Consider the following 9,515-nt stretch of genomic DNA (forward strand, 5'->3'; position numbering starts at 1 on the left):
GGGCAATGTCGTCGACCTCGCGGTCGGCGTCATCATCGGCGGCGCCTTCGGCAAGATCGTCGATTCGATCGTCGGCGACCTGATCATGCCGCTGGTCGGCGTGGTCTTCGGCGGCCTGGACTTTTCGAATTACTTCATTCCGCTGGCCGGGCAGACGGCCACCAACCTGGCCGACGCGAAAAAGGCCGGCGCGGTGTTCGCCTACGGCAGCTTCTTCACCGTGGCGCTCAACTTCATGCTGCTGGCGCTGATCATCTTCATCATGATCAAGCAGATCAACCGCCTGAAGCGCCACCACGAGGCGACGCCGCTGCCCGCCGCACCCGCCGCACCGCCGGAAGACGTGGTGCTGCTGCGCGAGATTCGCGACGCGTTGCGCAGCCGCTAGCGTCTCAATCGGCTGACAGGCGGCGCGCCATGCGCGCCGCGGCCACCAGGCTCGACGGGTCGGCGCGGCCGCTGCCGGCGAGGTCGAAAGCCGTGCCGTGGTCGGGGCTGGTGCGCACGAAGGGCAAGCCCAGCGTGACGTTGACGCCCTGCTCCACGCCCAGGTACTTGACCGGGATCAGCCCGTGGTCGTGGGTCATCGCGACCACGAAGTCGAACTCGCCCGGGTGCCCTTGCGCATCACGGGCCCGCATGAAGACGGTGTCGGGCGCATAGGGGCCGGTCGCGTCGATGCCCTCGGCCCGCGCCGCGGCAATGGCGGGGCCGATGATGCGCTGCTCTTCATCGCCGAACAGGCCACCCTCGCCGGCGTGCGGATTCAGGCCGGCCACCGCGATGCGCGGCTGCGCGATGCCGAAGCCTTGCGCCGCCGCGTGGGTGATACGCAGCGTTTGCAACACGCAGGGCTGGTCGAGCATCTCGATCGCCCGCCGCAGCGAGACGTGGATGGTGACCAGCACCACGCGCAACTCTTCATTGGCCAGCATCATGCGCACGGGCGGCGCCTGTGCTTGGCCCGCATGACTGGCCGCCAAGGCCTGAAGCATCTCGGTGTGGCCGGGGTAAGGCACGCCGGCTGCGGCCAGCGCTTCTTTGTGAATCGGCGCCGTGACGATCGCGCCGGCTCGGCCAGCCACCACTTCGGCCACGCTGGCTTCAATGCATCGTGCCGCCGCAGCCCCTGCATCGGCGGTGATCTGGCCCCAGGGCAACTGGTGCAGATCCGGTGGCAAGCCGGGCGGCCGCCAGACCGGCAATGCGTTGTCAGGGACCATCGCCCAGTCGGCGGGCGAGTCGATGCAGGCAACCGGGCGCTGCAGCCCCGCGGCGGCCAGTGCACGCCRCATCACTTGCGCGTCAGCACAAACGACCACCCGTCCCAACGCGCCCTGCGCCCAGGCCATCGCGACGATCTCGGGCCCGATGCCACACGGGTCGCCCATCGTCACCAGCAGCGGCTGTTGCCCGTGACTGCTCATGCTGGGTTGTCGATCTCGATGAACTCGTGCGACAGCCCCAGCGCGGCGGCCAGGTGCACCGCCACCGCCGGAGCGCCGTAACGCTCGGTCGCATGGTGGCCACAGGCCAGGAAGGCGACACCCGTCTCGCGCGCCAGGTGCGCCTGCGGCTCCGAAATCTCACCGGTCAGGAAGGCGTCGGCACCGGCCGCGATTGCAGCCTCGAAGTAGCCCTGGGCACCACCGGTGCACCAGGCAATGCGGCGCAAGGGCCGGCCATCGCCGGGAGCAAGCACCGGCTCGCGCTGCAAACGACGCTGCACTGTGGCTTGCAATGAGCCCAGCGACGCAAGATTGGCGGCGGGCCCGATGAACCCCAGCTCCTGTTCGCCGAAACGGGCATCGGCCTCGAGCCCCAGCTCGGCGCCCAACCGGGCGTTGTTGCCAAACACCGGGTGCGCATCGAGCGGCAGGTGGTAGGCGAAGAGGTTGACATCAGCGGCCATCAACCGTTCGACACGGGCCTTCAACCAGCCGGTCAAGCGGCCATCCTGGCCGCGCCAGAACAGGCCGTGGTGGACCAGGATCATGTCGGCTTCGGCCTCGATCGCCGCGTTGATCAGGGCCAGGCTGGCGGTGACCCCGGACACGACCTTGCGGATCTCGCCGCGGCCCTCCACCTGCAAACCGTTCGGCCCATAATCCTTGAACCGTTCCGGTGCCAGCAGTTGCTGCAGAAAGCTCTCGACTTCGGCCCGTGTTGCCATCGGACATCCACTCCTTCAGCGTCATGCGCAGAATCTGGCTCGTATTCTCCCAGACGGTCACCGTCGCCGTCGCAGTGCTCTTCGTCGTTGGCACCTTCAAGCCTGAATGGCTGCAGCGCGGCGCACTCATCGGCGCCACGTCGCACACGGTGGTCAGCCCGGAAGGCAATGTGCCGGTGGCCCTGGCTTCCACCACCGGTCCAACCCAGCCGCTGACAGCGGCCGCCCGGCGCGCCGCCCCGGCGGTGGTCAGCGTGACCGCCAGCAAGGCGCCGGCCGCGATCAATGACCCGCGCTCGCAAGACCCGTGGTTCCGCTTCTTCTTCGGCCAGCAGCCGACGCGGCAGGAACCTCAGATCGGCCTCGGCTCCGGCGTCATCGTGTCGCCCGAAGGCTATCTGCTGACCAACAACCACGTGATCGACGGCGCCGACGACATCCAGGTGCGCCTGTCCGATGGCCGCGAAGCGCAGGCCAAGCTGGTCGGCACCGACCCCGAAAGCGACGTGGCGGTGCTGAAGATCGAACTCGACCGGCTGCCGGCCGTGACGCTGGGCAACATCGAACAGATGCAGGTGGGCGACGCAGTGCTGGCGATCGGCAACCCGTTCAACGTCGGCCAGACGGTGACCTCGGGCATCGTCAGCGCGATGGGCCGTACCGGGCTGGGTCTGTCGACCTTCGAAAACTTCATCCAGACCGATGCCGCCATCAACCCCGGCAACTCCGGCGGCGCGCTGATCGACGTCAACGGCAACCTGGTCGGCATCAACACCGCGATCTACTCGCGCAGTGGCGGCAGCATGGGCATCGGCTTCGCCATCCCGATCGACCTGGCTCGCCAGGTGATGGAAGGCCTGGTGCGCGACGGCCGCGTCACCCGCGGCTGGATCGGCGTGCAGCCGCGTGACCTCGACCCGGAGTTCGCGCAAAGCTTCAAGCTGCCGGTGCACGAAGGCGTGCTGATCACCGGTGTGCTGCAGGACGGCCCGGCCAGCAGCGCCGGCATGAAGCCCGGTGACGTGGTGACGCAGATCGGCGGCAAGCCGGTGCGCAACACGGCGCAGCTGATGAACGCGGTTGCCGCGTTGAAGCCGCAGTCCGAGACAATGGTGGGCGTGCAGCGCGGTGAGAAGGCGCTGGAGCTGAAGGTGACCGTGGCCCAGCGGCCCAAGTCGGCGGCTGCGCAGCGCAACCCTGATTGACGCACGGCCAGCGGCGCATCCCGCGCCGCTGCCGCTGCGAACGCTATTCGGCGGCTTCGGGTGGCGCCTGGGTGTGCTTGATGAACAAGCCTGCCGCGAGGATGCCCACTTCGTACAGCAGGCACATCGGGATCGCCAGCGCCAGCTGCGAGACCACGTCCGGCGGTGTGATCACTGCAGCGACGATGAAGGCCACGACGACAAAGTAACCGCGGAAGGCGCGCAGCTTCTCGATGCTGACGATGCCCATGCGCGCCAGCACGACGACGACGATCGGCACCTCAAACGCCGCCCCGAACGCGACGAACATCGTCAACACGAAGCCCAGGTAGGCTTCGATGTCAGGTGCCGCGGTGATGCTCTTTGGCGCAAAGCTCTGGATGAAGACAAAGACCTTGCGAAAGACGAAGAAGTAGCAGAACGCGACGCCGCCGAAGAACAGCAAGGTGCTGGAGACCACCAACGGCAGCACCAGCCGCTTCTCGTGGTTGTACAGCCCCGGGGCCACAAAGGCCCAGACCTGGTAGAGCACGATCGGCAGCGCCACCATGAAGGCCGCCATGAGCGTGATCTTCAATGGCACCAGGAACGGCGAGATCACGTTGGTCGCGATCAGGGTCGTGCCCTGCGGCAACGAGGCCACCAGCGGTGACGCCAGCAGGTCGTACAGCCCACCGGGGCCGGGGTAATACGACAGCGCGGCGAAGGCGATGCCCACAGCGATCAGCGAGCGGACCAGGCGGTCGCGCAGCTCGATCAGGTGGGAGACGAAGGGCGCTTCGGTGCCTTCCAGTTCATCCTTGGGTTCAGCACTCATCGAGTCGCTCCGCCACTTTTTGGCGGCCGAAAGCGCGCGACCCGCGCGGCGCCCGATTGCACATGCCGCCGCACGCCTTCACGCTGCTTGTACCAAGCCGGCACCGCGCCGCGCTTCAGGCGCCAGTTCTTGTGCGGGTGCTGGTACATCGGCGGGGCGGGTGTCCAGCCCAGGCTGCCGTCGCCCGTGGCGCTGGCGAGCCCCTGCCCCATGCCGTCGGAGGCGTCTTTCCAGCTTTGCGACAGGTTGTTCGATGCTTCCTGCACTTCGCTGTGCACGGTGTTTTGAACGTCGCGCGCGGCGGTCTCGAACTGCGACTTCATCTTCTGCAGTTCTTCCAGCTCGATCGAGCGGTTGACCTCGGCCTTGACCTCGGCCACATAGCGCTGGGCCTTGCCCACGAAATGGCCGACCGTGCGGGCCACGCGCGGCAGCTTCTCGGGGCCGATGACGATCAGCGCCACGGCCCCGATGAGGGCAATCTTGTCGAATCCGAAATCGATCATGGGGCGCGCGTCAAGCCGCTTCCCGGCCGCCGGCGGCGGTCAGGCAACGGGCCGGAAACCGGCTCAAACCTTGTTCTTGGCTTCGACGTCGACGGTGTTGGCGTCGTTCGCCTTCGCCGACGACGAAGTCACCTGCTGCGACGGTGGCAGCGGCTCGCCCGATTCGGTGCCGCCCTTGACCCCGTCCTTGAAGCCCTTGACCGCGGCGCCCAGATCAGAGCCCATGTTCTTGAGCTTCTTGGTGCCAAAAATCAGCACCACGACCAGCAGCACGATCAGCCAATGCCAGATGCTGAACGATCCCRTGACGTTTCTCCAAAGACCAACGATAGATTGTAAGAGTGGGCTGGGACGCGGCCGGTTCAACCCACGGTGATCAAGGGGCCGCCGTCAGCGACAGCCCCCGCAGAAATTCAGCCTTTCGCCCAGGGGCGCGGCCCGCCGAAGACGTGCATGTGCACATGGAACACTTCCTGGCCGCCATCGCGCCCGGTGTTGACGACCTGACGGAAGCCGCCGGTCACACCGGCATCGGCCATCAGTTTCGGCGCCAGCACCATCATCTTGCCCATCAGCGCCTGGTCTTCCGGCGTCACCGCTTCCATCGTCGCGATGTGCCGCTTGGGCACCACCAACAGGTGCACCGGTGCCCAGGGGTGGATGTCGTGAAAGACCAGCACGTCCTCGTCCTCGAAGGCTTTCTTGGACGGGATCTGGCCCGCGACGATCTTGCAGAAGATGCAGTTCGGATCGGTGCTCATGGTGTTGTTTCTCCCTGACCGGCTCAGACCGGCATCGCACGGCGCTCATTGAGCGCCAACCAGCCGCGCACCACGCGGTACAGGAACCAGATCGAGATGCCGGTCCAAGCGATCCAGCCGGGAATGACGAGGATCCACAGCGGCAGGGTGATCAGGTACAAGCCCGCTGCCCACAACACGCTGCGGATGCGCCAACGGAAGTGGCTCTCTTGCCAGGAGCCGGCCGCCTCATCGCGCTTGACCAAGTCCAGGATGAAGGCGACCACCAGCAACAGCACGCCGGGCTGGAAGCCAGGCAGCACGGCCCCGACCGCCACCACCGCGTGCAGCGCATAGCTGATGTGGCCAATCGTGCGCAGCGCTTCGTCGCGGCTGGGGTCGATCGTCGTCGTCACGTCGTTCATCCACGTTCTCCTTGCTCACGCTGCTGCGCCTTGCGCGCCGCGAACTCTTCCAGCCCCGACTGGCCCTCGCGTCGCGTCAGCTCGGCCAGCACATCCGCTGGCGTGAGCCCGAAGTGCGCCAGCGCGATCATCGAATGGAACCACAGGTCGGCCACTTCGTAGACGATCTTCTGCCGATCGCCGTCCTTGCCTGCCATCACCGTTTCGGTGGCTTCTTCGCCAACCTTCTTCAGGATCGCGTCGGTGCCCTTGTGGAACAGGCGGGCGACATAGCTCTTGTCTGGGTCGCCGTTGCGGCGCGATTCGATCACCTCGGCCAGGTGCTGCAAGGTGTCGTTCGAGGTGGTGGAGGCAGACATCGGAAACTTCACTTGGTGTAGATGCGGGCCGGGTCTTTCAGCACCGGCTCGACCGCTGCCCATTGGTCACCGTCCAGGCGCTCGAAAAAGCAGCTGTGGCGGCCGGTGTGGCAGGCGATGCCAGGCTCGTGACCCAGCTGGGTCACCTTCAGCAGCACCACGTCCTGGTCGCAATCGAGGCGAATCTCATGCACTTTCTGCGTGTGGCCCGACTCTTCGCCCTTGTGCCACAGGCGCTGGCGCGAACGGCTGAAGTACACCGCCTCGCGCAACTCCGCGGTGCGAGCCAATGCCTCCCGGTTCATCCAGGCGAACATCAGCACGTCGCCGCTGCCCGCCTCTTGCGCGATGACGGGCACCAAGCCTTGGTCGTCCCAGCGGACGTGATCCAGCCAATCCATGCGGGCAGTGTAGCGACTGAGATTCAGTCGCTGTGCGTAGGGCCGCCGTGGCCCCGCTCGGTGGCGAACCACTGCAGCACCGGGATCGTACCCGGCAACACCGGCGCACTGGCCACCGGCAGCGTCTCCCAAGCCATTGCCTGGCCTTCACGCATCTCGAACGCGCCGCTCCATTGGTAGACCTTGCGGAAGTGCAGACGCACCCGGGCGTGCGGGTAGTCCATCACCAGTTCCTGCCAGGCGTGGCTGTCGCCGATCGTGATGCCCAACTCTTCGTGCAACTCGCGGGCCAGTGCGTCATGCACGCTTTCGCCCTGTTCGAGCTTGCCGCCCGGAAACTCCCAGTAGCCGGCGTAGACCTTGCCTTCGGGCCGCGAGGTCAGCAAGAAACGGCCTTCACGGCCAGCGGCATCGCGCTCAACCAGCACGCCGACGGCTACGTCGACCGGGGTTCGTTCGTATTCTTTGTTCATGTTGTCGCTCATGCGCCCTTCCCTGCCACGGCCAGCCGACCCGCGAAGTCGCGCGCAAACTGGTGCGCGACACGGCCGGAACGCGAGCCGCGCTCGAGCGCAAACACCAGCGCCTCGGGTCGCGCCGCCTCGATCTGTACTTCGCTCAGGCCGTGGTGTCGCAGCCACTGCGCCGCGATCGCCAGGTACTCGCCTTGAGTGAACGGGTAGAAGCTGATCCACAGCCCGAAACGCTCGGACAGCGAGATCTTTTCTTCCACCACCTCGCCGGGGTGAACCTCGCCGTCTTCGGTGTGCTGGTAGCTCAGGTTTTCTTTCATGTACTCGGGCAGCAGATGGCGCCGGTTGCTGGTCGCGTAGATCAGCAGGTTGTCCGAGGCTTGCGCCACCGAGCCGTCGAGGATCGACTTCAGCGCCTTGTAGCCGGGCTCGCCTTCCTCGAAGCTCAAGTCGTCGCAGAAGACGATGAAACGCTCGGGCCGGCCGGCCACCAGGTCCACGAGATCGGGAAGATCGACCAGATCAGCCTTGTCGACCTCGATCAGCCGCAGCCCACGCGGCGCGTATTCGTTCAGGCAAGCCTTGATCAGCGAGCTCTTGCCGGTGCCACGCGCGCCGGTCAACAGCACGTTGTTGGCCGAGGCTCCTGCGACGAACTGCTCGGTGTTGCGGGCCAGCCGCTCTTTCTGCGCGTCGACTTCTTTCAGGTCGGCCAGGCGGATGGTGGCTACATGGCGCACCGGCTCCAGCACGCCGGAGCCGGCCCGCTTGCGGTAGCGAAAGGCGATCGAGGCCGACCAGTCCGGCGCTGTCGCCGGGTGCGGCAACACCGCGTCCAGCCGCGTCAGTAGGCGATCGGCCTTTGCCAACAGCGCTTCAAGGGTTACGGGGTCCATGGGCACCGAGTGTAGTGAACACCCGGTGCCCTCCCCGGCACCGCGAGCGCCAGGCTTACGGGCAGGCGGTACCGCCGTCCAGACGAACGATGCGCGGCTTGCCCAGGCCCGCATCCAGCGGGTCGTACGGCGGGTTCGGTGCCTTGAAGTTGGCCAGGTACTTCTCCAGCGCGTCGATGTCTTGCGAGCCGCCGAGGCGGCTGGTGCCGCCCTTCAGCACGGTGAAGCCATCACCACCGTCGGCCATGAAGTTGTTGACCGTGACGCGCCAGCTGTGCGCCGGGTTGACCACGGCACCGTCTTCGACCAGGGTCTCGACGACGCCGCCCACTTCCAACGTCAGATGGCGCACCTTGGCACCACAGGCCTGGGTGTGGTCCCAGTCGTAGTGCAGGCCCTTGGACGGCAGCATCACGCGTGCAAAGCTGGTCTGGCCGAAGCAGTTCGGGAACTGCTGCTCAAGCACGTCGCGGATCTGCTGGGTGGTCAGCGTCATCGTGACCAGGCTGTTGCCGAAAGGCTGGACCTGGAACGCCTCGCCATAGGTGACGTTGCCGTCGCCTTCGCCGACCGGGCTGCCGGTGAACAGGAAGCCCGGGTTGCGCACGCCACCCGGATTCATCAGCGCCAGCACCGCGCCACCAAACTCGGGCGCCTGGGTCGCGGCCAGTTGCGAGTCGGCAATCATTTCACCGGCCGGCATGTTGCAGGCCGAATCGCGGGTGTTCAGCACGTCGCGGGTGATGCTGCCGATCACGCGGTTGGCAATCGGCGTCGCTAGCGCCTTGTAGCCGGCCACGATCGAAGCGACCTCGGCGTTCGGCGTGATGTTCACGTTGCTGCGGTCGACCACCTTGTTGACGGCCACCGCTTGGGTCACGTCGCGCGAGCCGGTGTCGACGGTCACGTCGATGTCGGTCAGCACGCGGCCTTGCGTGTTGGCGCTGGTCACCGAGACCATGCGACCGTTGGCCAGAGGCAGCTGGCAGTTGTAGGCCGCATGCGTGTGGCCGGTGATGACCAGGTCGACCGCGCCATCGAGCTGGCTGACGATGGTCTTGATCGGCGAGCCTTCGAGGCCACCGACACAGCCGTTGATGTCGACCGGCGACGGCGCGGTCTGCACACCGCCCTGGTGGATCAGCACGACGATCGACTCGACGCCCTGCGCGCGCAGTTGCGGCACCAGCGCGTTGACGGTCTGCGCTTCGTCGTTGAAGACCAGGCCCTTGACGCCCGACGGGGTGACGATCTGCGGCGTGTCCTTCAGCGTCATGCCGATAAAGGCCATCTTGACCGAGCGGCCATTGACGTCGAACTTCTTGATGCCGTAGGGCGCGAACAGCGTTCGGCCGCTGTTCTTGTGCACCACGTTGGCAGCCAGGAAACGGAACTTGGCGCCTTCGAACGGCACCGGCGTGCCGACCTCTGCGCCGCGGCAGCTGTTGACGGTGTCGGTCGGGTGGCAACCGCCACGCTGCATGCGCAGCAGCTCGTCCTTGCCGTCGTCGTACTCGTGG

At 66.4% G+C, this 9,515-nt stretch carries 14 protein-coding genes; 2 read left to right on the forward strand and 12 right to left on the reverse strand.

The genetic code is table 11. The annotated features are described in order from the left end of the window. The coding region (mscL, locus tag AC1DYI_RS19090) for a large conductance mechanosensitive channel protein MscL (RefSeq protein ID WP_477205709.1) at positions 1-388 on the forward strand (388 nt) is incomplete at its 5' end. A 4-nt stretch (positions 389-392) separates the two neighbouring features. On the opposite strand, the gene pdxA is transcribed toward mscL, so the two are convergent. Beyond that, complete coding sequence (gene pdxA / locus AC1DYI_RS19095; RefSeq protein WP_477205710.1) at positions 393-1,427, reverse strand: 4-hydroxythreonine-4-phosphate dehydrogenase PdxA; 1,035 nt, start codon at positions 1,425-1,427, stop codon at positions 393-395. After that, positions 1,424-2,173 carry a Nif3-like dinuclear metal center hexameric protein gene (locus AC1DYI_RS19100; RefSeq protein ID WP_477205711.1) on the reverse strand — a complete coding sequence of 250 codons (750 nt, stop codon included), beginning with the start codon at positions 2,171-2,173 and terminating at the stop codon, positions 1,424-1,426. Before AC1DYI_RS19100 ends, pdxA begins: the two co-directional genes overlap by 4 nt. A 23-nt stretch (positions 2,174-2,196) precedes the next feature. Here AC1DYI_RS19100 and AC1DYI_RS19105 point away from each other — a divergent pair, with 23 nt between their 5' ends. After that, positions 2,197-3,378, forward strand: coding sequence for a Do family serine endopeptidase (locus AC1DYI_RS19105; RefSeq protein WP_477205712.1), 1,182 nt, complete (start codon positions 2,197-2,199; stop codon positions 3,376-3,378). A gap of 43 nt (positions 3,379-3,421) precedes the next feature. On the opposite strand, the gene tatC is transcribed toward AC1DYI_RS19105, so the two are convergent. The 10 genes from tatC to AC1DYI_RS19155 all read right to left on the reverse strand — a co-directional run. Next, positions 3,422-4,195 (reverse strand): twin-arginine translocase subunit TatC, encoded by a 774-nt coding sequence (gene tatC / locus AC1DYI_RS19110; RefSeq protein WP_477205713.1) that lies wholly within the window; start codon positions 4,193-4,195, stop codon positions 3,422-3,424. After that, positions 4,192-4,701: a Sec-independent protein translocase protein TatB gene (gene tatB / locus AC1DYI_RS19115; protein ID WP_477205714.1), complete on the reverse strand. Its 510-nt coding sequence runs from the start codon at positions 4,699-4,701 to the stop codon at positions 4,192-4,194. Before tatB ends, tatC begins: the two co-directional genes overlap by 4 nt. A gap of 63 nt (positions 4,702-4,764) precedes the next feature. Further along, positions 4,765-5,031, reverse strand: a complete 267-nt coding sequence (gene tatA, locus AC1DYI_RS19120; protein WP_477205722.1) for a Sec-independent protein translocase subunit TatA — start codon at positions 5,029-5,031, stop codon at positions 4,765-4,767. Between the two features lie 83 nt (positions 5,032-5,114). Next, entirely contained in the window at positions 5,115-5,462 is a 348-nt protein-coding gene (locus AC1DYI_RS19125; RefSeq protein ID WP_477205715.1) for a histidine triad nucleotide-binding protein, read from the reverse strand. A 23-nt stretch (positions 5,463-5,485) separates the two neighbouring features. Continuing rightward, the gene (locus tag AC1DYI_RS19130) at positions 5,486-5,866 is read right to left on the reverse strand and encodes a DUF4870 family protein (protein WP_477205716.1); all 381 of its coding nucleotides are present in this window, start codon (positions 5,864-5,866) and stop codon (positions 5,486-5,488) included. After that, positions 5,863-6,225 (reverse strand): phosphoribosyl-ATP diphosphatase, encoded by a 363-nt coding sequence (locus AC1DYI_RS19135; RefSeq protein ID WP_477205717.1) that lies wholly within the window; start codon positions 6,223-6,225, stop codon positions 5,863-5,865. Before AC1DYI_RS19135 ends, AC1DYI_RS19130 begins: the two co-directional genes overlap by 4 nt. Positions 6,226-6,233: 8 nt before the next feature. Continuing rightward, entirely contained in the window at positions 6,234-6,626 is a 393-nt protein-coding gene (gene hisI / locus AC1DYI_RS19140) for a phosphoribosyl-AMP cyclohydrolase (RefSeq protein ID WP_477205718.1), read from the reverse strand. A gap of 23 nt (positions 6,627-6,649) precedes the next feature. Continuing rightward, the gene (locus AC1DYI_RS19145) at positions 6,650-7,099 is read right to left on the reverse strand and encodes an NUDIX domain-containing protein (protein WP_477205719.1); all 450 of its coding nucleotides are present in this window, start codon (positions 7,097-7,099) and stop codon (positions 6,650-6,652) included. Positions 7,100-7,107: 8 nt separating this feature from the next. Then, positions 7,108-7,995, reverse strand: coding sequence for an ATP-binding protein (locus AC1DYI_RS19150; RefSeq protein ID WP_477205720.1), 888 nt, complete (start codon positions 7,993-7,995; stop codon positions 7,108-7,110). A 55-nt stretch (positions 7,996-8,050) separates the two neighbouring features. Further along, the coding region (locus AC1DYI_RS19155) for a bifunctional metallophosphatase/5'-nucleotidase (protein WP_477205721.1) at positions 8,051-9,515 on the reverse strand (1,465 nt) is incomplete at its 5' end.

The organism is Ideonella sp. P3_A4 (assembly GCF_056403075.1).